The organism is Pseudomonas sp. LG1D9, from assembly GCF_002949995.1.
Taxonomy (GTDB): domain Bacteria; phylum Pseudomonadota; class Gammaproteobacteria; order Pseudomonadales; family Pseudomonadaceae; genus Aquipseudomonas; species Aquipseudomonas proteolytica.
Map to the genome: position 1 here is coordinate 311,117 of NZ_CP026881.1, position 24,460 is coordinate 335,576.

The following is a 24,460-nucleotide window of genomic DNA, read 5'->3' on the forward strand; positions in this document are numbered from 1 at the left end:
TCGGGGGGGATGTTGTTATTGATCTATCCGTTGCATCTGCCCGCGTTCGTAGCGGGGATACAGGTGGCTGACACTGCGGATCAGTTCGTAGCGGCTCAAGCTGATGGCCGCAAAACGTTCGGGGATGGGGCTGCGGATCATCTCGCCCATGGCGCTGCCGTTGGCGGCACCGGTGGCCATGAGCTGGTCGAGCCAGCCCAGGTAGTCACGCATTTGCGCGAAGGGTTGGGTGTCGGTTGCCACTGGGCCATGACCGGGTACGATCACCTTCCAGGGCAGGCCTTGCAGGGTGGCGATATCCGCCAGCCATACCGACAGGCCCGGGGTATTGGGGGTGGTCAGGGCGCGCTGGTAAAACACCAGGTCGCCGGCAAACAGCACGCCGGTTGTTTCATCGAGAATCGCCAGATCGGCACCCGTGTGCCCACTCAAGGCCAACAGGCGCAAACGATGACTGCCGAAGGTCTGCACGCCGGGCGTGACGGTTTGGCTCGGCAGCAGCACTTCGGTGCCACGCATCCAGTCGCCAACCATGCGGTACATGTTTTGCGCCATGGCGTCGCCCTGCTCGCGCAGCAGCGTGGTAGTGCCTTGCAGGGCGCCGATGGGCACGTCCTTGAACGCCTGATTGCCCAACACATGGTCGGGATGGTGATGGGTCAACAGGACCTGGACCACCGGTTTGTCAGTGACCGTGGCAATCGCCTGGCGCAATGCCTCGCCGTAGCGCCGGGACGGGCCGGTGTCGATCACCACTACCCCGGTTTCGGTGACGATAAACCCGGCATTGACGATATTGCCGCCGTTGTCCCTGGCGAAATTATCGGTACTGCCTTCCAGCAGCCAGGTGTCACTGGCGATCTGCCGGGGCTTGAGGGCGTAGTCCAGATCAGCCAGCGCCGGCAGGCTCAGGCCGAGCAATAGCCACAGCAGCAGTTTCATGGGAGCGCCCCTTCGAATTGGCTGCCGCTGGTGTCGCGCAGCACCAGGCGCACTGGCCCTGGGCTTTGCAGGTCAAACGCCAGGTCGGGGTTCTCGCTGACCGCCGCAAACAACTCCAGGCGTGCCAGCACCCGGTCCTGGGCGTCGCGCAATTCGGCATGGTTGATATAGAACTCAGGGATGCCGCTGACCATGCCATTGTCCATGGGGTGCACCACTTGCAAGCGCAACCGGCTGAAATCGCTGCGTGGGTAACGACCACCCAACACTTCGCCCAAATGCTCTTCCCAACCCGGCTGGCTGCGCACCACGCTGGGTGCCGTGCAGCCACCGCCGGCGGCGTCGATCAGGGTCGAACCGACGTGCCACAGGCCATCTTTGGTCAATACGGCGGCGCGCAACGGCGTGGCCTGTTCGATACGAATGCGGATCGCCAGCCACGGCAACACACCCTCGCCCGGCTGGAAATCGACGATTTTCGGCAATGGATTGAGTTCGGCCCAGGCGATGATTTTCACCACCTCGTCCTTGAAGGCGCGAGCGTCGATTTCCAGCGGTACCTGGCGTGCGTCCTCGGCAAATGGCGGCGCCAGCAACTTGACCCGCTCATCAAAGACGAACGGGGCATTGTCCAGATACTGCTTGTGGTAGTAGCTCCACATCACCGACGGCACCGGGTCTTTGCCGGGGTCCATCCCGTAGGCGGCCAGTGGCAACCAGCAGGCCAACAGCCAATGTGCGCGCCAGCCCATGGCTTACTCCTCGACGTGCACGCTATCAAGATAAGTGCGCACCGCCCACAAGGCTTCCTGGCTCAGGTAGTCGGCCATCTTCGGCATATACACCCGGCCATCGCGCACTGCGCCATGGCGCACCCGCTCCACAAACCATTCGTCCCCGGCATCGCCCTCATCAAGCATGCGCAGGTCAGGCGCGATCCCACCGGACTTGGCTTCCAGGCCGTGGCACGCGGCGCAGTTCTGGTTGTAGGCCGAAGCGCCGACTTCCACGGCCTTGTCGCGCTGCGGCGACTGGCGATACGGGTTCACCGCCGCCCAACCATCGGCATCCAGTGTCACGCCGGCATCCTTGACCGGCGTCAGTCCCTTGGTTTCCACGGCAGTGGGTGTCACGTTGCCATGGGCCCAGACGGAGCCTGTACCGATCACGCCGGCCAAGAGGCCAGCCAGCAGCAAGGCGTTGCGTTTTGTTGTCATTGTTTTTCCCTCAGGATTGCACGCAAAACCCCTTTGCAGAGGCTATGGCAACCATCTTAGGAACGCCTCGCCGAGGGCCGTATGCTGCTTTGGTGGCCGGGGTCTACTCCCTTGGTAGTAAGGCTTGCGAGGCACTGCTAAATCAGATGCGGTTCGGGAAATTGTCCCGGCCACACCGGGACATTTTCCGTATCCGGGCGCCCCGTCCACGCAGCAACCTGTGCAGGCCAAAACCTCCACTGGGAACTGCAACCATGACAATAAGATCGCTACCCGCCCTCTCGCCGCTGAGCCTTGCCGTGCAGGCTTTCCTGCTGGTCGGCAGCCTGTCCTTGAGTGCGGCGAGCTTCGCTGCGACCGAACCTTCGAAGCAGACTCGCAACATCACCTGGGAAGACATTGCCAACGACCACCTGACCACCAAGGACGTGCTGCAATACGGCATGGGCACCAATGCCCAGCGCTGGAGCCCGCTGGCCCAGGTCAACGACAAAAACGTATTCAAGCTGACGCCGGCCTGGTCCTACTCGTTCGGCGATGAGAAGCAGCGCGGCCAGGAATCCCAGGCTATCGTCAGCGACGGTGTGGTCTACGTCACCGGTTCCTACTCCCGGGTCTTCGCCCTCGACGCCAAGACCGGCAAGCGCCTGTGGACCTACAACCACCGCCTGCCCGACAACATTCGCCCGTGCTGTGACGTGGTTAACCGTGGTGCGGCGATCTTCGGCGACAAGATCTACTTCGGCACCCTCGATGCGCGCCTGATCGCCCTCGACAAAAACACCGGCAAAGTGGTGTGGAACAAAAAATTCGGTGACCACGCCGCCGGCTACACCATGACCGGCGCCCCGGTGCTGATCAAAGACAAGGTCACCGGCAAGGTCCTGCTGATCCACGGCAGCTCCGGTGATGAATTCGGCGTGGTCGGCCAACTGTTTGCCCGCGACCCGGACACCGGCGAAGAAGTGTGGATGCGTCCGTTTGTCGAGGGCCACATGGGCCGTCTCAATGGCAAGGACAGCACCACCACCGGCGACGTGAAAGCGCCTTCGTGGCCGGATGATCCGACCACCGAAACCGGCAAGGTCGAGGCCTGGAGCCACGGTGGCGGTGCCCCTTGGCAGAGCGCCAGTTTCGATGCCGAGACCAACACCATCATCGTCGGCGCCGGCAACCCCGGCCCTTGGAATACCTGGGCGCGGACCTCCAAGGACGGCAATCCCCACGACTTCGATAGCCTCTACACCTCAGGCCAGGTCGGCGTCGACCCAAGCACCGGCGAAGTGAAATGGTTCTACCAGCACACGCCAAACGATGCCTGGGACTTCTCCGGCAACAACGAGTTGGTGCTGTTCGACTACAAGGACAAGGACGGCAAAGTGGTCAAGGCCACCGGCCACGCCGACCGCAACGGGTTCTTCTACGTGGTGGACCGCAACAACGGCAAGCTGCAGAACGCCTTCCCGTTTGTCGACAACATCACCTGGGCCAGCCATATCGACCTGAAGACCGGGCGCCCGGTAGAAAACGAAGGCCAGCGTCCGGCCAAGCCATTGCCGGGTGAAACCAAGGGCAAGTCGGTGGAAGTCTCGCCGCCGTTCCTCGGTGGCAAGAACTGGAACCCCATGGCCTACAGCCAGGACACAGGCCTGTTCTACATCCCGGGCAACCAGTGGAAAGAGGAATACTGGACCGAGGAGGTCAACTACAAAAAAGGCTCGGCGTACCTGGGCATGGGCTTCCGTATCAAGCGCATGTATGACGACCACGTCGGCACCCTGCGGGCGATGAACCCCACCACCGGCAAGGTGGTGTGGGAGCACAAGGAAGCCCTGCCGCTGTGGGCTGGCGTGCTGGCGACCAAGGGCAACCTGGTGTTTACCGGCACGGGTGACGGGTTCTTCAAGGCCTTCGACGCGAAAACCGGCAAGGAGCTGTGGAAGTTCCAGACCGGCAGCGGCATCGTCTCCCCGCCGATCACCTGGGAACAGGATGGCGAGCAGTACATCGGCGTGACCGTAGGCTACGGCGGCGCGGTGCCGTTGTGGGGCGGCGACATGGCCGAGCTGACCAAGCCGGTGGCGCAAGGCGGATCGTTCTGGGTGTTCAAGATCCCAAGCTGGGATAACAAGACCGCCCAAAAATAATCCACTCCAGGGCGAGGGGCGCTGTCCGTGGCGAGGGGGCTGGTCCTCCGTTGGGCCGCGCAGCGGCCCCTCCACCCAAAGCCCCCTCCCTCAAGGTCTTGCCATGAACTACCTACCCCTCGTGCTACTCCTGGCTTTACCCATCGCCCACGCCGACGACGGCGACGACCAACCCCTGGTCATCAACGGCTGCACCATCGCCCCCCACAGCCAATGCCCCGGCGCCAGCCTCAAGGGCGCCAACCTGCGTAACCAGGACTTGAGCAAAATGAACCTGGCCGGCGCCGACCTGCGCGAGGCCGACCTGCGCCACGCCAACCTCGACCTGGCCAACCTGGAAAAAGCCCAACTGCAAGGCGCCAACCTGACCCGCGCCAGCCTGCAACAAGCCAACCTGCGCCTGGCCGACTTCACCGGCGCGACGCTGATGGCCGTACAAGGCTGGGGCATGTTTGCCCAGGGCGCGCAATTTGAAAACGCCAACCTCAGCGCCGCCTACCTGCAATTTGCACGATTGTCCGGGGCCAAATTGCACAAAGCCAACCTGCGTGCGGCGGACCTGGAAATGACCTGGCTGAGCAAGGCTGACCTGCAAGGTGCCGACCTCAGCGATGCCAACCTGCAAGAAGCCAAGTTCGGTGAAAGCAACCTGGAACAGGCCACCCTCACCGGCACCCGTCAGCACTATGCCAATTTCCAGGATGCCAATATGGAAGGCTGCAAGGACTGCCCCACCACCTGGGACCGCTAACTCCTGCCGGCGATGAGGGCCTTGGGTCCTGCGCAGCCAATTCGGCCGCCATCGCCGGCAAGCCGGCTCCTGCAGGGGGCGATTTATCCTGTGTTCGCCGAGGCTTTGGCCTAGAAGGCTTTACTCACCTGTGCCCACACCCGTGGCGTGCGCGATACGTCACTTTGCGGGTCCGCATTGCCGACCCGCCAGGCCGCAACAGTACTCAGGCGCCAGCCCGAAGCACTCCAGTTGGCGCCCACGCCGGTCGCCGAGAGGCTGCGGTGGTTTTCCCCGTCCGACCATGTGTCTTTGTTCAAGCGCACCGAACCGTGATCGACAAAGGTCAGCAGGTTCCACTGTTCAGTCAACGCATAGCGCAGTTCCAGATTGGCCACATACCCCTGGTCACCCGATGCCTCGCCCTGGGGATAGGCCCGCACGCCATAGGCGCCGCCCAGGCTGATCTTCTCCGATGAGTCGAGGTTGCCGTCCGCCCACTGGCCCTGCACCTGCCCATACAGGCTAAAACGCTCACTCAAGCGTTGCAGGCGCACCACGCTGGGGTTGATCTTCTGGAAGCGCCCGGCGGTCTTGGCGGTCAAGCCATCGAACAGTTTGTCGAAGGCCCCGTCCAGGTTCAGGCTGCCTTCGCTCCAGGCCAGGGAGAACGCACTGACGCCACCGCCCAGCAGGTTGTCGCGCAGATTCCCGTCCACGCTGGCAGTCACTACCCGCGCCTGTTTCTTGCTGCTTGAATCGTAGAGGTCGATGTCGTCGCGCAGGTGTTTGTGGTCGTATTGCAGCTGCGCATTCAGGCTGAAGGCGCGGCTGCGAATCAGCGGCTGCTGGACGAACACGCTGGCAATCCGCGCATTGCCCTTGGCATCCAGTTCGTCGAAGTCCTTGGCCAGTTGGTAGTCCATGTCCGAATAGGCCACGCCCACCTGGGTCGACCACGGGCCGACCGGCAGTTGATAAGCCGCGCGGTAGTAGTGCTGATCCTCGTCGCTGCCCATCACCCGCACGCTGGCCTGATCGCCCAGGCCCAAGGGGCTGGCCAGGTTCAATGTCCCGCCCAGGCGATACTCGCCGGTGAACCGGTTGCCGTAGTTGTCCAGGTCCACCTGGCCAGAGACCAGCGGCGCATCCTTGACATCCACCACCAGGTCCGTGGCGCCCACCACCGCGCCGGGTTGCAGGGTGGATTGGACGGCCACGCCAGGGGTCTGCTGCAGCAACAGCAAACCGCGCTCCAGCGGCGCAGCACGTACGGCGTCCCCCGGGTCCAGTGCCGACAGCGGCGCCTGCAGCACGCCATCGCGCACACGGGATTGGTTGTTGATCCTGACCTGGCCGTACTGCCCTTCCAGCACGCTGATGCTCACCACGCCCTTGTCGATTTCTTGCGCCGGTAAGTAAGCACGGGCCAGCGGGTAGCCCTGCTGGCGGTACAACGCAGTGATACGCGCTGCACCGGCCTGCAATTCACCGAGGCTGACCACACGGTTTTGCAGGTCGACCAGCAGCGCCAGCAATTGATCGTCGGCAATCACCGTGTTGCCGGTAATCGTAAAGCCATTGACCTGCAACGTCGGCCCGGTGACTTTCGCCGTGGTGTCCGGCGCCGCAGGCAGGTTCAATTCCAGGGTCTGTTTGGGCGGCAGGCTCAGTGGCTGGCTCTGGATTTCACGCATCGACTGCCCGGCATCCGGGGCGATTTCAGCGTGGGCCATCCCACCTGTCGCGGTGAGCAAGGCAAGCGCAATCGGGTTTAAACGCAGACGCATGAATCAGAGTCCTTCTGGAAGGCGTAAGCCTTGGTCAACGAGGGTATAGAGATCATTGGGCAGGTGCAGCCCGCTGGGTACCGGGGCCTGTGTCGGCTTGGGCAGATTGCGCAATGGCTCGACGACTTCGACCACGGTTTGCAGCGGCGCCAACGGCGGTGCATCCACCGTCAGCAGGCCATCGATGTAAGCGATCTGGTAGTTGGTGGCAGACAGGCCCGAAGCACTGACCTGATACTCACCGGCGCTGGCACTCGAGGGTGCGCTGAACAGCAGGCTGCCGCTCAGGTCTGAAGCCACGCTGTCAGTGCCGAGCAGCCCGTCATAGGCCACATCGAACACGGGGGTTTGGCCTTGCGCGACCCTCGTATCGCCCACGGTGACGTTCAGCACCGCCTTGGTGATATCGGCCGTAGTGGCTGCCGTGCGGCTGACCTGATAGTTGCTCAGGTCCACACCGGCCAGGGTGATATCGCTGATATTCACGGTTTTGCCGGTGGCCGCGTTTTTGTCGTTGAAATTACCGATGGCCGAGAGCACAGACACATCGTCACCGCTCACCAAGCCGTTGAAACCGGCACCCGCCAGGTTCAGCACCGCGCCAGTGGCGGCGTCGTAGACCTTGTTGCCCGCGGTGATGCCGGTGACGTTCAGGGTTTTGGCGCTGATATCGGCGCTCAGGCCCATGGGGTCGCTGATGCTGTAGTTGCTCGCCAGGCCGCCGTTGCTGCCATTGACCAGGGTGGCGCCGCTGGCGGTTACGGTCTTGCCGGTGCCGGCGTTTTTATCATTGAATGTCGCGCTAAGGCCGGTGACGCCGAGGGTTTCATTGCCCACCAAACCATCCAACGCACCACCGCTGAGGCTGGCGAGGTTGTTGCCGTCATATACCTTGCCGTTGGCAGTCAGACCGGTGATGGTCAGGGCCTTGGCGCTGATATCGGCGCTCAGGCCCATGGGATTGCTGATGCTGTAGTTGCTCGCCAGGCCGCCGTTGCTGCCATTGACCAGGGTGGCGCCGCTGGCGGTTACGGTCTTGCCGATACCTGCGTTTTTATCGTCGAACGTTGCACCAAGACCTGTCACGCCAAGGCTCTCGGAGCCCACCAGGCCATTCAGGACACCACCGCTGAGGGTCGCCGCGTTAGTGCCGTCATAGACCTTGCCGCCCGCTGTCACGCCAGTGAGCGTCAGGGCCTTGGCGCTGATATCGGCGCTCAAGCCCACAGGATTGCTGATGCTGTAGTTGCTCGCCAGGCCGCCGTTGCTGCCATTGACCAGGGTGGCGCCACTGGCGGTCACGGTCTTGCCAGTGCCGGCGTTTTTATCGCTGAACGTAGCGCTGAGGCCGGTGACGCCGAGGGTTTCGCTGCCCACCAAACCATCCAACGCACCACCGCTGAGGCTGGCGAGGTTGTTGCCGTCATATACTTTGCCGTTGGCCTGCATGCCGCTGATGGTCAGGGCCTTGGCACTGATATCGGCGCTCAGGCCAGTAGGGTTGCTAAGGCTGTAGTTGCTCGCCAGTCCGCCATTGCTGCCATTGACCAGAGTGGCGCCACTGGCGGTCACGGTCTTGCCGGTGCCGGCGTTTTTATCACTGAATGTCGCGCTGAGGCCGGTGACGCCGAGGGTTTCGCTGCCCACCAAACCATCCAACGCACCACCGCTGAGGCTGGCGAGGTTGTTGCCGTCATACACCTTACCGTTGGCCTGCATGCCGCTGATGGTCAGGGCCTTGGCACTGATATCGGCGCTCAGGCCCATGGGATTGCTGATGCTGTAGTTGCTCGCCAGGCCACCGTTGCTGCCATTGACCAGAGTGGCGCCACTGGCGGTTACGGCCTTGCCGGTGCCGGCGTTTTTATCACTGAATGTCGCGCTAAGGCCGGTGACGCCGAGGGTTTCGCTGCCCACCAAACCATCCAACGCACCACCGCTGAGGCTGGCGAGGTTGTTGCCGTCATATACCTTGCCGTTGGCAGTCAGGCCGGTGATGGTCAGGGCCTTGGCGCTGATATTAGCGCTCAAGCCCGTGGGGCTGCGCAGGATGTAGTTACTGGCCAAGCCGGTACCATCGGCCAAGCCGCCACCGCTGACGGTGACCGTTTTGGCATTACCTACGTTGGCGTCCAGGAACACCCCGGCCAATGTGTTGAGGCTCAAGGTTTCACCGCTGACCAAACCGCTGAGCACGCCACCGGATAAAGTGGCCGCCGTGGTGCCGTCGTAAATCTTGCTATTGGCGGTGATCCCGGAAACGGTCAGGGTCTTGGCGGTGATATCGGCAGTCCATCCCGTTGGATTGGCAAGGCTGTAGTTACTGGCCAGGCCGCCGTTGCCACCATTGACCAGGGTTGTACCGCTGGCCGTCACGACCTTGTCGGTGCCGACGTTTTTGTCCGCAAAGGTGGCGGTAAGACCTGTCACCCCGAGGGTTTCATTCCCAACCAAACCACTCAGCGAACCGCCGCTCAGCGTGGCCGAGAGGCGACCGTCATAGACTTTGTCGACAACGCTCATGCCGATGATGGCCAGGGCCTTGGGCGTAATACTGGCCGTGGCCGTGGCCGTGTTGTTGACGAAGGTGTAGTTGCCCAGGTCGCTGCCTGACAGGGTGATATTGCTGATCAGGACCGTCTTGTCATTGCCGGCATTCTTGTTGGTGAACTGGCCGGCGGCGCTGGCCAATACCACGTCATCCCCGCTGACTTTTCCGTTGATCGTCGCACCTAGGGAGCTGAGGGCTGCGTCGGTATTACCGTTGTAGACCTTGCTGACGGCAGTCAGGCCGCTGATGCCGCTGATGACGGCCTTGGAAATGTCACCGCTCAGGCCGGCCGGCTGGCTGACCGTGTAGTTTTGCGCAAGCCCCGAGCCATTACTCAAGGTCACACCGGCAACCGTCACGGCCTTGCCGACACCGGCATGTTTGTCCGCATAATTGCCGATAGCGTCAAACCCCAGGGTCTGCGTGCCCACCAGGCCATTGAGGGTGCCACCGCTCAAGGCCACCGAAGCGCTGCCATCGTAGATCTTGTTCGCCGTCAGGCCACTGATGGTCAGGACCTTCTGGGTGATGTTGGCAAGCACCGGGCTGATGTCCAGAGGGTTTATGTTGTAGTTGCGGGCAAGGCCGCCGGCGTCGCCCAGGGCCACGTTGATCTGCACGTTTTTCCCGTTGGCGGCATTGGCGTCGGCGAATTGACCGCTCAAGGTCATGCTCACTGATTCGCCAACCACCAGGCCACTGAGATGAGCAAACGGCTGGAGACTGACGGAGGTCGTGCCGTCATAGACCTTGCTGTCTGCCGTCACGCCAGTGATGCTCAAGGCTCTGGGGGTAATATTGGCGCTCAGCGGGCTGCTGGTATCGAGTCTGTAGTTGCCTGCCGCGATGCCGCCCAGGCCCAGGTCAACCTGGATGCCAGTGCCGGCGTCTTTGCTGGTAAAGGCAGCGCTCAACGTCACCTTGTCGATGTCTGCGGCAACCAGCCCGAACAGCGTATGACCGCCCAGGGTGGCGACAGTGGTGCCGTCATACACTTTGTTGTTGACCGTGGTGCCGGCCGTGCTCAGGGTGGCCTTGTTCACCGACAAGGTGCCGTCGATGTAGTTGATCGAATAGCCGAACTGCCCACCTGTCGAGGCAAGTCCGCTCAATTTCAGGCTGTAGTCGCCAGCATTGATCGCACCGACGCCAGTGCCGCCCAACACCAGTGAGCCGGTCAGTCGACTGTCGGCGTCAAGGTTTGGCGTATAGGCGCCGCCGAAGGCAGTGCCGTCGTAGGTTTTCGTGACGTCGCCAGCCACCACGTTCAACGGGGTCATGAAGCTGCGCAGCAGCGGGCCAGAACCACCGTTGTAAACCACCCAGGTCTTGTCCAGGTCCCAGCCGGCGTTGGAAAAGGTGGATAGGGTCTGGATTTGTGTTGTGGTCAGTCCACCGGATTGCGTCGGCAACACCATCCACTCGCCCTCGGCATAAAGCTGCCCCGTCGCGTTGGTGTCCCAGAAATTGCCGGAAGACACGGTATTACCGAAATTGGAACCCATGATCCCACCAGCGAACCCATTTCCCGAGCTAGCCGTCACCCGGCCACTGACGAAGTTGTTCGATAAGCTGCCGCCGTCCAGTTGCCCAACCAAACCGCCAGCCAAGTCAGCCGTTGCCGTCACAGAGCCGCTGAAATAGGAGTTGGAAATACTGCCCCCTCCTTGCTGCCCAACCAAGCCACCGGCATAGACCTCAGCTGTCACCGTCGCACTGGAGAAAGTGCCCGTCAGCGTCCCGAGGCTGTAACCGACAATGGAACCGGTGTAAGCCGCGCCGCTGATACTGCCACCGTCAAGCCCCAGGTTACTGACGCGTCCCGTCTCGGAGATCGCACCAAACAGCCCGTTATATTGCTGATTGCCGCGGTCAATCTTCAGGTTTTTGATCACGTGCCCTTGGCCGTCAAGGCTGCCCGTGAAATTTATCCCTCGATTGGCCTCGCCCAGTTGCACAAAAGTGCCATTCCACACATCAGTCGTTCCCGCCGTGGCCCCGGCGACGATATCGCGACCCAGGGTGTATGTGGCGTTGCGGTCCATGGCCACCAACTGCAGTTGGTGGGCGTTGGTGATGGTCGTGGAGTATTCGCTGGCCAGCATTGGCAGCGTGCCACTGCTGCCGTTGTTGATGCCGCTGCTATCAGCATTGACCATCACCCAGGCATTGCCTGTTGCGCCAGGTGAAGCGCTGAAGTTGAAGCCCTGGAAGCTGGAGGTCTGCTTCATTTGCGCGGAACTCAAGCCCACTGCGGCACCGGTACCTACATCACCGGTACTGACGTCGTTACCCCAGCCTGAAAGCCCTGGGTTGACAGTCATGTTGTAGTAGCCGCTGGTGACCGAACCACCGCTGTGCCGGCCAATCAGGCCACCCGAAGCGGAACCGGTGACCTTGCCCACCGAATAGGCATTGACGATCGTGCCTCCGGCATTCAGACCCACCAGCCCACCATTGTTGGCCGTATTGGTGAGGGCGCCGGTTACCGAGCCGGTACTGTAGACGTTGCTCAAACTGCCCCGATTGGCGCCAACCAAGCCACCGTTGTACGCGCCGCTGCCGACCCCGTTGATACCCACATTGCCGGTGGCGTAGCTGTTGGTGATCTGCCCGCCCAAGAAGTTGTTACCCACCAGTCCACCCGCCGTGCCGCCACCGGTAACGTTACCCGTGGCGTAACTGTTGGTGATGACCCCCGTCGCCCGGTTGGCCGAAACCAGACCACCGTTGTACTGCGCGTTAGTCGTACTGGTGACATTCCCCGTCGCACTGCTGTTTTCGATCCGCCCCTCGTTGCGCACCACCAGGCCGCCAAGCCCCGCCCCACGCAAACCGATCACATTCGCCGTGGAATAGCTGTTGCGCACAATACCTATGTCGGTGTTCAACGAGACCAGCCCCGCCGCGCCGGCGTAGTTGGTGGACGTCACGGTGCCTGCGGTATGGCTGTTGCTGACGATACCGGTGTTGGTGCCCACCAGGCCGCCCAGTTGTACATAGTCGGTGCCGGTGACCGCACCGCTGGCATAGCTGTTGTCGACCCACCCACGGTTGTAACCCACCAAGGCGCCGACGGCGTAGATCGACGGGAAGACGTCGACCAGCGTGCCCGTCAACGCGATCGACACATTGGTCAACCCCACGTTACGCACCGCGCCGGTGGCACTCACAGCGCCGAACAAGCCGGCATCGGTGGTGGTGCGATTCATGCTCAGGTTACTGATGCTGTGGCCCAGCCCATCAAACGTGCCGGTAAACTCGCCGCCTGCGACCGTGCCCAGGGAATCGAAGCCCTTACCGCCGTTCCAGGTAGCCGTGGCTGCGGCGTTGATATTGCTACCCAGCACAAAGTTGCCGCTCAACGCACCATTGATCCCTTGCAGGTCCAGGCCAGTGACGCTGCCCATCGCACCGAGGCTGGTGATCACGGTGTAGTCCACACGCGTGCCGTCGCTGCCTTGCCTGGTGCTGAAATTCTGCCCTGCCGCCAGGTTGACCGGGGCCTTGATATTGATGCTGCTGGTGCTGCCCGCTGCCATCGCACCCTGGCCATATTCCACGGCCAGTTTGGCGCTGCCGGAGCCGAATATTTCCTTGTTGATATTGACGTTGTTGTGGGCGGTCAGGGTCAGGGTGTTGGCGTTCCAGACCACAGTGTCGTTGACGTTGATATTGCCCGCGCCGGAACCGGTGACGACGGTCGCAACGGTCATGTTGGTGGTTTTCAACCGGTCGCTGACAGCGGCCCCGGTGATGTCGCCACCGGTCGCGGCGATGGTGTAATCAGTCGGGTCGATCAGCCAGTTGCCGGTCTTGCCCTTGGCCGCTGCCGTGGTGATTTTTGCGCTGTCGGCCACCTTGACGTGGGCACCGGAGGTCTCGATAAACCCACCGTTGCCGCCGCTCGGTGCCGAGGCATCCAGGGTACCGGCCACTTGCACCGTGCCACCGTCAAAACCGCCGAGCAGGACGATCTTGCCGCCCTTCTCGCCCAGGGTATGGGCTTCGATCACCCCGGTGTTGTTGACCACGGTTTGCAGCAAGGCGTCGCTGGCCTTGGCGGTCATGATCACCTGGCCGCCGTCGGCCTGGATCAATTGGCGGTTTTCCACCAGGGCATTCTTGGTGGCTTCATCCACCTGTACGTTGAGCAGGCCGTCGCCGGCAAAGTCCAATGTCACCTTATTGCCGGCGGCCAGAGCCACGCTGCCCAGCTTGGCGGCGATCACCCCCTGGTTGCTCACGGTCCCGCCCAGCAGCGCCACCGCGCCGCCGTCGCCGGCTTTGAGCGTGCCCTGGTTGACCACACTGGCATTGTCGGCACTGCCTTTGCCCTGGAACTTATAGTTGCCTGCGGCAAAGTCGCTGTTGGTTATATCCAGGGTCGAGGCCACCAGGCCACCGACATCCACCGACGAGCCTTTGCCGAACAGCACGCCATTGGGGTTGACCAGGAACACCTGCCCATTGGCGTTCAGTTGGCCCATGATCTTCGAGCCATCACTGCCGACCACGCGGTTCAGGGCCACGGAGTCCTTGCCGGGCTGGACGAAGGTGACTTTCTTGTCGGCACCGATGTTGAAGCTCTGCCAGTCGATGGCGAGTTTTTGCGTGGTTTGGTTGATGACCATCTGCTGCTGGTCGGGCGTAAGGATTTGCCCGCTGCCCAGCACCACCTGACCACCGGTAGGCAAGCCAGATGCCAGCGCGGAGGCCGGCACCAGGATGGCACCGCCGAGTATCAGCGCAATCGCAAACTGCAAGGTGCGCAACGGGGCGCACAGCTCGCTATCTTCCACGTTATGAACCGCACCAACGCTACCGCGCTTGCCCTGTCGGCTGGCGTTTTCGCTGGCAACCACCCACGCGTTAAGGCTGTGATTCCAGATCACACTGAAAATGCGGTTCATGACTGAGGTCGTCCCTGAGCACTAAATGGCACGGTGCCATTACTTGTAGGACAATTCTGCATGGATACGCTGAATTTGTAAGCGCCTTGGGATGATAAAACTCATTTAATCGAGGTTTTTTTCATATTTTGGATCCATTTTGGCCCGTTCAATTGAGCGCCAACATCAAAAGCATTAAGGCCATAATCTAACGCTATCAACCGCGATCAAATATTGATCATCCCGCGGCCCTGACCAGCCCCATATCAATCCCCACGTGCACCAGTTCGGCATGGGAAGTCACCTGTAATTTGCTCTTGAGCAACGTCAAGTGATTGGACACGGTCTTGCTGCTGATACTCAGCTGATCAGCGATCGAACGTGTGGGTGTGCCCTTGGCCAGCATCAGGAAAATCTCCAGCTCACGCGCCGTCATGCCCTGCAGGCGGTGATCGACTGGATGGTAAGCCAGCTCGGTGGCCAGGGCCTGTTCGATGTAGGTGTGGCCGTCGAGGATGCGTTGCACCGCTTCAGTCATCACCCCAGGCGTCGCGCCCTTGGTGATATAGCCCGACGCCCCGGTCTCCAGGGCCTGGCGTACCAGGGGCAGCTCATCGTGCTGGCTGAAAAACAACACGCGCAATTGCGGCAGGCGCTGGCGCAGGCGGCGGGTGGTTTCCAGGCCGCTGATGCCTGGCAGGCCGACACCGCTGATCACCAGGTTGGGCACGGCTTCCTGCACCCGCAGCAGCGCCTCTTCACCGCTGCCCGCCTCGCGGACTTCGACGCCCGGCAACAGCGGGCGCAATAGGCTGGCGTACCCCAGGCGCACCACCGCGTGCTTGTCCACCAGCAGGATATTCATGAGGCATGCACTTGCATCATAGGAATGGGCGACGGTCGCGGGCCGTGGAGCTTGTCGACCCCGATCAGGCTGAGGATCAGCAAAAACGGCAAGAGCAGCGCCTTGAGAATTCGCATGATCGTACAACTCCTGGGGATGAGCGTTGCGTTCATGCTAGAGCCCCCAAGCGGCGGGTGATTTACTACTTTGGTACTGGTTTTGCTGTCTATCGTCGCATTCCCAAGGCAGCGCGACTGGCATGTAATGGGCGCATAACTATAAGGATCGTACCTGCCATGCTGCCCGCCCGACTGACCCTGGTTGCCGTACTGTCGCTGACCCCGCTGTTGGCGGCTGCCGAGGCGCCAAGCGCGTTGTTTTCCCGCGACGGCTACCGCATCAACCTCTACCGCAGCCCTACCCCAGACCACTTGCCGGGCGCGACCATTGTCGATACCCAGGCGTTGCAGGCGCTGCTGACACAACAGCCGCGCCCGGTGCTGATTGACGTTTACCGCCGGCAATGGCTGCACGGCCAGTTCATCGAAGACCAGCCCCACGCCAACCTGCCCGGCAGCCATTGGCTGGCCAATACCGGCGATGGCGAGCTGACGCCCGAATGGCAAAGCTACTTCGCCCGCCACCTGTACACCTACAGCGACGGTAACCTGGCGCAACCGTTAGTGTTCTACTGCCGCTCCGATTGCTGGCTGAGTTGGAACGCGGTAAAACGGGCCAAAGCCTTGGGTTATAGCGCTGTGTATTGGTATCGCGATGGCCTGGACGCGTGGGAGGCAGCGAAGCTGCCCGTCGCTGCGGCGCACCCTGAGCCCTTTGAGCTTGCCCCTGAACAACCACAATAAAAAGGTGAACGGCCATGTACAAAATTCTGATTGCCGACGATCACCCGCTGTTTCGCGAAGCGATCCATAACGTCATCAGCGACGGTTTTGCCGGTAGCGAAGTGATGGAAACCGCCGACCTGGACAGCGCCCTGGCCCTGACCCAGGAGCACGACGACCTCGACCTGATCCTGCTGGACCTGAACATGCCCGGCATGCACGGCCTCAATGGCCTGATCAACCTGCGCAACGAAGCGCCGACGATTCCGGTGGTGATTGTCTCGGCCGAGCAAGACAAGCAGATCGTGCTACAGGCCATTACCTACGGAGCGGTCGGCTTTATCACCAAGTCCTCGCCACGGGCGCAGATGACCGAGGCGATCCAACAGATCCTCAATGGCAACGTGTACCTGCCGCCGGATATCATCCGCACCCAGAAAAACCCCGGCCAGCGGCGCATGCACGACAACCCGGCCTTCGCCCCGGAACTGCTCCAGGCCCTGACCCGCAAGCAGTTGCTGGTACTCGAGCGCATGACCAAGGGCGAGTCGAACAAACAGATTGCCTACACCCTGGAAATTGCCGAGACGACAGTGAAGGCCCACGTGTCGGCGATCCTGCGCAAGTTGAATGTGCATAATCGGGTGCAGGCGATCCTCAGTGCCGGGGATATCGACTTCGGTTCCTACCTGCGGCGCTAACCCTCGATGACCCAGGACGAGTTGTGGCGAGCGGGCTTGTCGGAGCGCCGCATCGCCCGCGCTGGGCTGCGCAGCAGCCCCAAAACCTGTGCCCTCGGTGTGCCTGACAGAGCTCGGTGAGTTTTTTGGGGCTGCTGCGCAGCCCAGCGCGGGCGATGCGGCGCTCCGACAAGCCCGCTCGCCACAACAAGCCTGCTTGTCACAGGATGCTTCAGGGGCGGCCCAAGAGGTGGCTCATGGCCGTCTTGAGTTTCATCGGCCGTACCGGCTTGTGCATCAAGGTGTGCCCCAGTTCGCGGATCTGCTGTTTCAGCTCGTTGCTGTAGTTGGCGGTGATCATCATCGCCGGGATCGCGCTGGCCCGCCGCGCATTGATCCTGGCCACCGCGTCCACGCCATTGCGCTCGTCGTCCAGGTGATAGTCGGCAATCAGCAGATCCGCCTGGGCATGGTAGTTGTCCACCTGGCGCGCCAGGTCCTGCTCGGACAACGCCGTCACCACCTGGCAGCCCCAGCCTTCAAGCAAGGTGCGCATGCCGGCGCAGATCGCCGCGTCGTTATCCAGCACCCACACCCGTGCGCCCTGTAAACGTTCCAGCATCGGCTCGCTCATCACAGGCTTGGGCAAGGCCTTGGGTGCGGTACTGCTCAGCGGCACCTGCACACTGAACATCGAACCGCGGCCCGGCCACGAGCGCACGGTGATCCGGTGCCCGAGGATGCTGGCGATTTTCTCCACAATCGCCAGGCCCAGGCCCAACCCGCGATCCTGGTCGGGGCGTTGCACATCGCCGCGCTTGAACTCCTGGAAAATCTCCTCCAACCGCTCCTCGGCGATGCCCATGCCGGTGTCCCAGACCTGGATCGACAAGCGCTGATGCTCACGCCGACACCCCAGCACCACACGCCCGCTGTAGGTGTAACGGATGGCATTGCTCAACAGATTGCGCAGGATCCGCGCCAGCAACTGGATATCGCTGCGCACCAGGGCCGAACAGCCAATGAAATGCAGCTGCAAGCCTTCGCTGCGCGCCACTTGGGTGTATTCGGCGGCGAGGTTGTCCAGCAGTTCGCTCAAGGCAAACGGCGCGATATCGGCCTTGATCACCCCCGCATCGAGTTTGGAAATATCCACCAGGGTGCCCAGCAGGTTTTCCACATCCTCCAGGGAGTTGCTGACGTTGCGCACCAGGGTCTCGTTGGCCACCGGGTCGCGCCGTTCCAGCAAGGCGCCGGTAAACAAGCGCGCGGCGTTGAGCGGTTGCAACAGGTCATGGCTGACCGCCGCGAGAAACTTGGTTTTCGACAGGTTGGCCTGCTCGGCTTCCAGCTTGGCTTCACGCAGGCGCGATTCCACGCGGCGGCGCTCGTCGATTTCCTGCAGCAGTTGGTCGTTGAGCGAAGTCAGTTCCGCCGTGCGCTCGCGCACCCGCAATTCCAGGTTCTGATAGGCCTGATGCAGGGCCTCGGCGGTGCGCCGGCGCTCGGTGATGTCGCGGATCAGCACAAAGATCCCCACCACCTCGCCATTGGCCAGGCGGTTGGGCACATAGGAGCGCAGCATGTAGCGCTCCTGGTGATTGATGTTGGTTTCGGCGAACTCAAACGTCACGCTCTCCCCCGCCAGCGCCTGCGCCACGTAGGCCTCCAGGCGTTGGTAATGCTGCTCGCTGTGGGCCTGGCGCAGGCTTTTGCCGAGCATCGCGCCCTGGGCCCAGCAATACCATTGCTCGTACACCTTATTGGTGAACTCGTAGACCAGATCGGCATTGAGGTAGGCAATCAACGCTGGCACATGGTCGGTGATCAACCGGATCCAGCGTTCACTCTCCTGGGACTTCTGCGCGACGGCTTGTTCTCGGCGCAGGGTCTCGGCCAGTTTGACGTCGGTGATATCGGTAAACAGAATCACCCGCCCGCCGTCCTGGGTCGGCCGTTCGCTGACTTGCAGCCAGCGCCCGTTATCCAGGCGATAAAACAGCGTCTCATCGGCGTGCCCGTGGGCTTCTTCGGTGAACAGGCCGTTGACCGTCATCAGCCGCTTGACCTCGCGCAGGCCCATGCCCGCGACAATCTGCACCGGGCTGTTGCTCCAGAATCCCTGGAAACGGCTGTTGAACAACACGATATGTTGGTGCTGGTCGAACAGCACGAAGGCATCGGAAATGCTCTCGATGGCATCGATCAAATGCTGGTGCGCGGTTTCTGCCCGCAGTCGTGCATCACTCAGTAGATGGTTGCTGGCCTTGAGTTCGGCCATGGCCTGGTTCAACGCATCGGTACGTTCGCGCACCTGCTCGGCCAGCACCACTGAATGCTGGAACGCCGCATAGGGGTCGTTGCCACGGGTCGCGCCCGATTCGACACGCTCGATCAGCGCGGCGTTGATCCGCGCCAGCTTGCGATTGTCCTGCTGCAGCGCGCTGATCTGCGCGCGCAGTTCAGCGCTGTCCAGGGGTTCGACCACGGGCAATGGCGACCCCGGTAAAGGTCTGGTTGATGTGCATGCCATTGAACTGCTCTCCGTAGGTGTTGAACCCGATCACCCGCTGCTCGCGCAAAAAGGTGCCGATCGGCTCCAGGGTGCCGTGGTCTTCCAGTTCCAGGCGCCGCAGGAAACAGTCGCAGCCGATGGTCAGCAACAGGTCGCCAAGACGCGCCTGCAGGCCGTCGAACAGGGTCTGCAGGTTGGGCAGGATCGGGCCTGGGGTCATGGCGGTAAGGACGATGCCGTTTTCCACTGCGCAGTAGAAGCTCAGGCTCAAGTCATCGTGGACCTGCTGGATTGCGCGCACGTAGTACTGATCGTTGATGCGCACCGCCAACGGGTGGGCGGCGAAGATCCGGTGGTCAAGTTGCGCCACCGCCACGCCGATATGCCGCGCGTATTCTTCGGCGGCAGGTTCGGCATTGAGCTCAAACACCCGCCGCGAGGTACTGTCGGCCCCCGTCACCACCAGTTTCTGCGCGCGGGGCAGGATGTGGTGGGTGGTAAACACCTCGAAATCCAGCCAGGTATTGACCAGCACCACGACGGCAGCGCCACTGTGGAAGGCGCCGTCGAAATACACGTGGGTGTGGGTCAGGTGGTTGTCGTCACCGGCCGAGCCACCAAAATGCGGGATATCGCCGAGCGCCGCGCTCAAGGCAGCGAGGACCATTTCTTCACGGCTGGAAAGGCCATCGAGCAGGGTCAAGGCAAAGCTGTTGCCCTTGATCGGCGCCAGGGTGTTGCTGCGACAGCCGCCCACCAGGCGCTCGACCATTTGCTGGGCGTCGATCAGGCTGAAGTGTTCAACCTGGTCGATCAATTCGGTGGCGATGGAAAAGTGCGCATGATCAAACCCCACCGCCGTCACGCAATTGCGCCCATAGCCCTGGGGCGTGATCTCGCCGGCGCTGGTGCAACCCACCACGCGTACGCCACCAAAGCGCTGTTGCAGGGCCTGGCCGAGGGCCTGCAGATTGTAGGTAGCCGAGCAGAAGAACAGCACAAACCCCAGGTACGGGTGCAACAACTGGCTGGCCAGCTCATCGGCCACCTGCCACGCCTCGCTGGCCTGGGACATGGCTGTGACTACGCCTTCGCTGTGCACCTGTTGCATGGTCACCTCCGCCGTTTAAGCTCAAGTGTACGAACGCGCGGGATGGCGACCTATGCTACTTGGGTACTGGGTCGGGGCTTCGATGGGATGAGAACGCCAGGTTGGCGAGCAATCCATGTGAAATGAGATCAAAAAATGTGGGAGCGGGCTTGCTCGCGAAAGCGGTGTGTCATTCAGTATTTATTTGACTGATCCACCGCATTCGCGAGCAAGCCCGCTCCCACATTTTGATCCCGTTCCAGGTCATTACCAGGTGAGCACCGCACCTACGGCAAAGGTATCGGTGTCTTCGTTCTGCGCACTGGTGTCGTGGCCGCTGATCTCGAACTGGTTGTACTCGGCCACCAGCTTCAGGTTGTCGTTGATGTCATGGAACAGGGCAATGCCACGGGTTTCATAATCCGCGCCGCTGCCGACCACGCCGTTGCCGTCGTCCTTGGTCTTGCCGTAGGACAGCGCCAGACGGTTCTTGCCCAGTTTGTAGGAGCCCTGCAACAGGTAGCCGTTGCTGTCGACATTACGCAGCGTCGCCTCGCCCGCGTTGTTGGTGAAGAACGGGTTGATGCCCTTGGCCTGGAAGCCGGAACCGGTGAGCGACAAGCCGCCCATCTTCGCCTGCACGCCGTAGCCCAGGCCTTTGGAGGTCACCGATTCGACGGTGGAGTCGGTGTTGTCCGACGTCTGGTAGCTGCCATTGAGCCAGCTGTAGATCTTCGCCCCGCCCACGTCGAACTGGTAGGTGATCTCGCTCTCGGTGCGCGGGTTCTTCTGGTAGGCCTTGCCCAGGGCACTGCTGTCGTTGGTGTCGACCGGGTCCATGATGCCCACGGCCACCCGCAGGCCGTCCATCACCGGGGTGCGGTAGGTGATTTGCGAGGTGGGGAACGGGTACGGGTAGCCGCTGCCGATATTGCCGAACGACACCCCGCCGCCGTCCACCAGGCCCAGGCTGTCGCTGACCTGGCCGTAACCGGCGAGGAGTTCATCGAGCAGGATGTTGGAGCGGGCGAACAGACCGAAGTCCTTGCCGATCAGCACTTCGCCCCACTCGGGGTTGGCCACGGTGCCGTAGAACTGGCGTACGTCGATGGCGGTGTCGGTGCCGTTGGTTTCGCTGTCGTTGATGGTCACCCAGAACGAAGCGCGGGCACCGAGCTTGAGGTCATCGACCTGCTTGCCCATGTTGAAGCCCAGGTAGTTGGGCAAAAAGCCCATCTTCACCCGCGACTGGCGCCGGTCGTACTGCTCACCGGCCCGATCCACATCGCTGTTGACGTAGAAGGCGTTGATATAGCCATCGGTGGAGAATGTGGTCTGGTCCTTGTCGTACAGCACGATCTCGGCCTGGGCCAGCGAGCTCAAGCCGAGGCTGGCGATAAAGGCTGGCAACAGACGACGGGGGAAGTTCTTATTGTTATGCATGGCGCGCTCCGCGACGGGGGGTCTGGGTGTCGGAGGCGATTATCGAAAGGCCGGCTGCGCGGTTAAACGCTGCCTTGGAGGGGGATGCGCGGTGCTTTGGACGGCAGCGAGGGCCCGCCACTTAAGGCTTACGCCGGTAGGAGCGAGCTTGCTGGCGAAGGTCGTTAACGATGACGTTGGGTATCTGAGACCCCGAGGTGTTCTTGCTGGCGTAATCGCAGGCAAGCCAGCTCCCACAGGGGAATGCAGCTGCGCGCTCTGGCGGTGCTGTTGCTGTTGCTGTTGCTCTGTTTTTGATCTGGTTTTTGATCTTAGGCGCCCCGTCAAACCACGATGGCCGCAGGCAGGTATTGCGCAGTGGGCACCCCGGCAGGATGCCGGGGTAGCCGCGACACGGCCATGGATGGCCGATCGCGGCGGGCCCACGGAGCAATGCCTGACTGCGGGCATGCCGAGCCTAGGCGAGGCACCGAGTGGTGGGGCAAGAGCGCTTTGGTTACTTTCGCGCTCTTCGAAAGTGACCCGCCGTCAGGGCGGAACCCTAAGTGGCCGTGACCGCAGCAACGGATATGTACACACACCAAGAAGATAGTTGTGTAGATACCTATGCCCCGCGTGATCGTTAACGACCTTCGCGAGCAAGCTCGCTCCTACAGGTTGGGTGGTGTGCAGGTTAGAGGGCGTTGAACAGCATCCCGCCGGCTACCACCACACACAGGCTGGCAAAGCCGATCTGCAAGGCCCGCGCCGGGACCCGCGACCCCAGGCGCCGGCCAGCGAGCATGCCGACGATGCTGGCAGCAATAAACACCCAGCCCATGGTGTCGATCACTACCCCGGCATGGAACGCGCCGACCACGCCGATCAGCGAGATCAGGCTGATCACCATCAACGACGTAGCAACGATCCCGCGCATCTGCACATCGGTCAGTTGCTTGAACGCCGGCACAATCAGAAAGCCGCCACCCACGCCGAGCAGGCCCGATACCGCCCCCGTCACCGCACCCAATGCCGCCAGGGTCGCGGTGCATTTGGCGGTCCAGGAAAAGCGCCCGGTCTGTTGATCAAGCATGCAGTTCTTTTGCCCCCAGGAGGCTGCGCCATGGTCGCTGGGGCCGGCCTCGACCTTCTCGCGCCGCAGCATGCGCCAGGCCACCAGCACCATCAGCGCGCTGAACAGGCCCATCAGGATCTTGTCCGGCAACTGATGGGCGAAGAACACCCCCAGCGGCGAGAACAGCGCGCCCAGCAATGCGATCAACAGCGCCGCGCGGTAACGCACCAGGCCATGGCGCAGGCCATCAAGCGCACCGACTGCCGCGGCCGCACCGACCGCAAACAACGACACCGGCGCCGCTTCGGTCATGGTCAAGCCCAGCCCCAGCACCAACGCCGGCACCCCGAGAATCCCGCCCCCGGCGCCGGTCAGCCCCATCACCAAACCCATCATCACGCCAAAAAAACTTGCCAGCAGCATAGGGTTCTCTCACTCCACCTTGGCCAGGCGGGTCAGCCATTCGCGACCCTTGAGCATGCCGTTCCAGTAGAACCACGGCAGCACTGTGGCCTTCAAGAACCACGCCGAACGCCGCGCCACGGTAGGGTCGAGGGCAAAGGTCGGCAACAGGCGGCCGCCATAACCAAACTCGGCCAGCACCACCTTGCCCTTCTCCACCGTCAGCGGGCAGGAGCCGTAACCGTCGTACTTGAGCGGCAACGGCGCCTGTTTGCGCAAGGCCAGCAGGTTCTCGGCCACCACCACGATTTGCTTGCGTACGGCGGCGGCCGTCTTGGCATTGCTGGTGGAGCACACATCGCCCAGGGCGAAGATATGGGGGTAACGCACCTGTTGCAGGCTGTGGGGGTCGACTTCGCACCAGCCGGCGGCGTCGGCCAGTGGGCTGTGGCGGATAAAGTCCGGCGCCACCTGTGGCGGCACGACGTGCAGCATGTCGAAGGACTTTTCTTCGATGCTGACATTGCCCTCGGTGTCCTTGACCTCGAACCAGGCCTTGCGCGCCTGGCCATCAACCTTGATCAAGTTGGAATTGAAGGCCAACCGTGCGCCATATTTCTCGACGTAGTTCATCAACGGCGGGACAAAGGTCGCCACGCCGAACAACGCGGCACCGGCCAGGTTGAATTCAACATCAATAGTGTTCAGGGCCCCCTGCTTGAGCCAGTGGTCGCAAGACAGGTACATGGCTTTTTGCGGCGCACCGGCGCATTTGATCGGCATGGCCGGTTGGGTAAAGATCGCCTTGCCGCCCTTGAGCTGCTGCACCCGTTGCCAGGTGTAGGGCGCGTGCTGGTAGCTGTAGTTGGAGGTGACGCCGTTGTGGCCCAGGGTCTGTTCCAGGCCCTCGATTTTCTCCCAGGCCAGGCGCAGGCCGGGGCAGACGATCAGGTTGTTCCAGGTCACACGCTGGCCACTGTCGAGCACCAGGGCCTGTTCGTCGGGCAGCAACTGGCTGACCGCCGCCTGCACCCAGGTCACACCATCGGGCAACACCCGGGCCATGGGGCGCATGGTTTTGCGAATGTCATGGGCGCCGCCGCCCACCAGGGTCCAGGCCGGTTGGTAGTAATGGTCGGCGCTGGGTTCGATCAGGATGAGGTTCAACTGCGGGTCGCGCTTGAGCAGGCTGGCCAGCAGGCCGATGCCCGCCGAGCCGCCGCCGATGACCACGATATCGCCACTGATGGTCGGTCCCCAGTGTTGGTCGTTCATAGTCTTGGCCTTTGTTCTTCGACAATGCACACAAGGGTCGCTGCCG

At 62.1% G+C, this 24,460-nt stretch carries 15 protein-coding genes; 4 read left to right on the forward strand and 11 right to left on the reverse strand.

Going from position 1 to position 24,460, the window contains the following annotated elements; genetic code table 11:
- Positions 1 to 15: 15 nt before the first annotated feature.
- From C5F71_RS01425 to pedF, 3 genes are read right to left on the reverse strand one after another with little or no spacing between them, the layout of a single operon-like run.
- Positions 16 to 942: a quinoprotein relay system zinc metallohydrolase 1 gene (locus tag C5F71_RS01425; RefSeq protein WP_104910427.1), complete on the reverse strand. Its 927-nt coding sequence runs from the start codon at positions 940 to 942 to the stop codon at positions 16 to 18.
- Positions 939 to 1,694: a quinoprotein dehydrogenase-associated SoxYZ-like carrier gene (locus C5F71_RS01430; protein WP_104910428.1), complete on the reverse strand. Its 756-nt coding sequence runs from the start codon at positions 1,692 to 1,694 to the stop codon at positions 939 to 941. The genes C5F71_RS01425 and C5F71_RS01430 overlap by 4 nt, the downstream gene beginning before the upstream one ends.
- Positions 1,695 to 1,697: 3 nt before the next feature.
- Complete coding sequence (gene pedF, locus C5F71_RS01435) at positions 1,698 to 2,159, reverse strand: cytochrome c-550 PedF (RefSeq protein WP_029298463.1); 462 nt, start codon at positions 2,157 to 2,159, stop codon at positions 1,698 to 1,700.
- A 254-nt stretch (positions 2,160 to 2,413) separates the two neighbouring features.
- Between pedF and exaA the strand changes: the two genes are divergently transcribed.
- Positions 2,414 to 4,306, forward strand: coding sequence for a quinoprotein ethanol dehydrogenase (gene exaA, locus C5F71_RS01440; protein WP_029298465.1), 1,893 nt, complete (start codon positions 2,414 to 2,416; stop codon positions 4,304 to 4,306).
- Between the two features lie 103 nt (positions 4,307 to 4,409).
- Complete coding sequence (locus tag C5F71_RS01445; RefSeq protein ID WP_092238995.1) at positions 4,410 to 5,057, forward strand: pentapeptide repeat-containing protein; 648 nt, start codon at positions 4,410 to 4,412, stop codon at positions 5,055 to 5,057.
- A 110-nt stretch (positions 5,058 to 5,167) separates the two neighbouring features.
- Here C5F71_RS01445 and C5F71_RS01450 read toward each other — a convergent pair whose 3' ends face one another.
- The 3 genes from C5F71_RS01450 to C5F71_RS01460 form a co-directional block, all read right to left on the reverse strand.
- Positions 5,168 to 6,826: a ShlB/FhaC/HecB family hemolysin secretion/activation protein gene (locus C5F71_RS01450; RefSeq protein WP_029298469.1), complete on the reverse strand. Its 1,659-nt coding sequence runs from the start codon at positions 6,824 to 6,826 to the stop codon at positions 5,168 to 5,170.
- Between the two features lie 3 nt (positions 6,827 to 6,829).
- A complete protein-coding gene (locus tag C5F71_RS01455) occupies positions 6,830 to 14,290 on the reverse strand; it encodes a YDG domain-containing protein (RefSeq protein ID WP_104910429.1) in 7,461 nt (2,486 codons plus the stop codon).
- Between the two features lie 217 nt (positions 14,291 to 14,507).
- Positions 14,508 to 15,134, reverse strand: coding sequence for a response regulator transcription factor (locus C5F71_RS01460; RefSeq protein WP_104910430.1), 627 nt, complete (start codon positions 15,132 to 15,134; stop codon positions 14,508 to 14,510).
- 275 nt (positions 15,135 to 15,409) lie between these two features.
- Between C5F71_RS01460 and C5F71_RS01465 the strand changes: the two genes are divergently transcribed.
- Together C5F71_RS01465 and C5F71_RS01470 are read left to right on the forward strand one after the other, a co-directional pair.
- Positions 15,410 to 15,976 (forward strand): PQQ-dependent catabolism-associated CXXCW motif protein, encoded by a 567-nt coding sequence (locus C5F71_RS01465; RefSeq protein ID WP_092238988.1) that lies wholly within the window; start codon positions 15,410 to 15,412, stop codon positions 15,974 to 15,976.
- Between the two features lie 14 nt (positions 15,977 to 15,990).
- The gene (locus tag C5F71_RS01470; protein WP_029296512.1) at positions 15,991 to 16,656 is read left to right on the forward strand and encodes a response regulator transcription factor; all 666 of its coding nucleotides are present in this window, start codon (positions 15,991 to 15,993) and stop codon (positions 16,654 to 16,656) included.
- Positions 16,657 to 16,867: 211 nt separating this feature from the next.
- Here the strand turns inward: C5F71_RS01470 and C5F71_RS01475 are convergent, their stop codons facing one another.
- The 5 genes from C5F71_RS01475 to C5F71_RS01500 all read right to left on the reverse strand — a co-directional run bounded on the left by C5F71_RS01475 (position 16,868) and on the right by C5F71_RS01500 (position 24,414).
- The gene (locus tag C5F71_RS01475; RefSeq protein WP_256588168.1) at positions 16,868 to 19,129 is read right to left on the reverse strand and encodes a PAS domain-containing hybrid sensor histidine kinase/response regulator; all 2,262 of its coding nucleotides are present in this window, start codon (positions 19,127 to 19,129) and stop codon (positions 16,868 to 16,870) included.
- On the reverse strand, positions 19,098 to 20,261 hold the full coding sequence (nosP, locus tag C5F71_RS01480; RefSeq protein ID WP_104910432.1) for a nitric oxide-sensing protein NosP: 1,164 nt from the start codon (positions 20,259 to 20,261) through the stop codon (positions 19,098 to 19,100). The genes C5F71_RS01475 and nosP overlap by 32 nt, the downstream gene beginning before the upstream one ends.
- A gap of 246 nt (positions 20,262 to 20,507) precedes the next feature.
- Positions 20,508 to 21,683 (reverse strand): porin, encoded by a 1,176-nt coding sequence (locus tag C5F71_RS01485; RefSeq protein ID WP_104910433.1) that lies wholly within the window; start codon positions 21,681 to 21,683, stop codon positions 20,508 to 20,510.
- 673 nt (positions 21,684 to 22,356) lie between these two features.
- Positions 22,357 to 23,160, reverse strand: a complete 804-nt coding sequence (locus C5F71_RS01495) for a sulfite exporter TauE/SafE family protein (RefSeq protein WP_029296519.1) — start codon at positions 23,158 to 23,160, stop codon at positions 22,357 to 22,359.
- Positions 23,161 to 23,169: 9 nt separating this feature from the next.
- Complete coding sequence (locus C5F71_RS01500) at positions 23,170 to 24,414, reverse strand: FAD/NAD(P)-binding oxidoreductase (RefSeq protein WP_104910434.1); 1,245 nt, start codon at positions 24,412 to 24,414, stop codon at positions 23,170 to 23,172.
- Between the last annotated feature and the right edge of the window lie 46 nt (positions 24,415 to 24,460).

Bases quoted from the DNA above. Each gene is read 5' to 3' on its own strand.
- C5F71_RS01465 (WP_092238988.1), top strand. From the start codon at position 15,410: ATGCTGCCCGCCCGACTGACCCTGGTTGCCGTACTGTCGCTGACCCCG.
- nosP (WP_104910432.1), bottom strand. From the start codon at position 20,261: ATGCAACAGGTGCACAGCGAAGGCGTAGTCACAGCCATGTCCCAGGCC.
- C5F71_RS01445 (WP_092238995.1), top strand. From the start codon at position 4,410: ATGAACTACCTACCCCTCGTGCTACTCCTGGCTTTACCCATCGCCCAC.
- C5F71_RS01430 (WP_104910428.1), bottom strand. From the start codon at position 1,694: ATGGGCTGGCGCGCACATTGGCTGTTGGCCTGCTGGTTGCCACTGGCC.
- C5F71_RS01455 (WP_104910429.1), bottom strand. From the start codon at position 14,290: ATGAACCGCATTTTCAGTGTGATCTGGAATCACAGCCTTAACGCGTGG.
- C5F71_RS01460 (WP_104910430.1), bottom strand. From the start codon at position 15,134: ATGAATATCCTGCTGGTGGACAAGCACGCGGTGGTGCGCCTGGGGTAC.
- C5F71_RS01495 (WP_029296519.1), bottom strand. From the start codon at position 23,160: ATGCTGCTGGCAAGTTTTTTTGGCGTGATGATGGGTTTGGTGATGGGG.
- pedF (WP_029298463.1), bottom strand. From the start codon at position 2,159: ATGACAACAAAACGCAACGCCTTGCTGCTGGCTGGCCTCTTGGCCGGC.
- C5F71_RS01450 (WP_029298469.1), bottom strand. From the start codon at position 6,826: ATGCGTCTGCGTTTAAACCCGATTGCGCTTGCCTTGCTCACCGCGACA.
- C5F71_RS01485 (WP_104910433.1), bottom strand. From the start codon at position 21,683: ATGCATAACAATAAGAACTTCCCCCGTCGTCTGTTGCCAGCCTTTATC.
- C5F71_RS01425 (WP_104910427.1), bottom strand. From the start codon at position 942: ATGAAACTGCTGCTGTGGCTATTGCTCGGCCTGAGCCTGCCGGCGCTG.
- exaA (WP_029298465.1), top strand. From the start codon at position 2,414: ATGACAATAAGATCGCTACCCGCCCTCTCGCCGCTGAGCCTTGCCGTG.
- C5F71_RS01500 (WP_104910434.1), bottom strand. From the start codon at position 24,414: ATGAACGACCAACACTGGGGACCGACCATCAGTGGCGATATCGTGGTC.
- C5F71_RS01470 (WP_029296512.1), top strand. From the start codon at position 15,991: ATGTACAAAATTCTGATTGCCGACGATCACCCGCTGTTTCGCGAAGCG.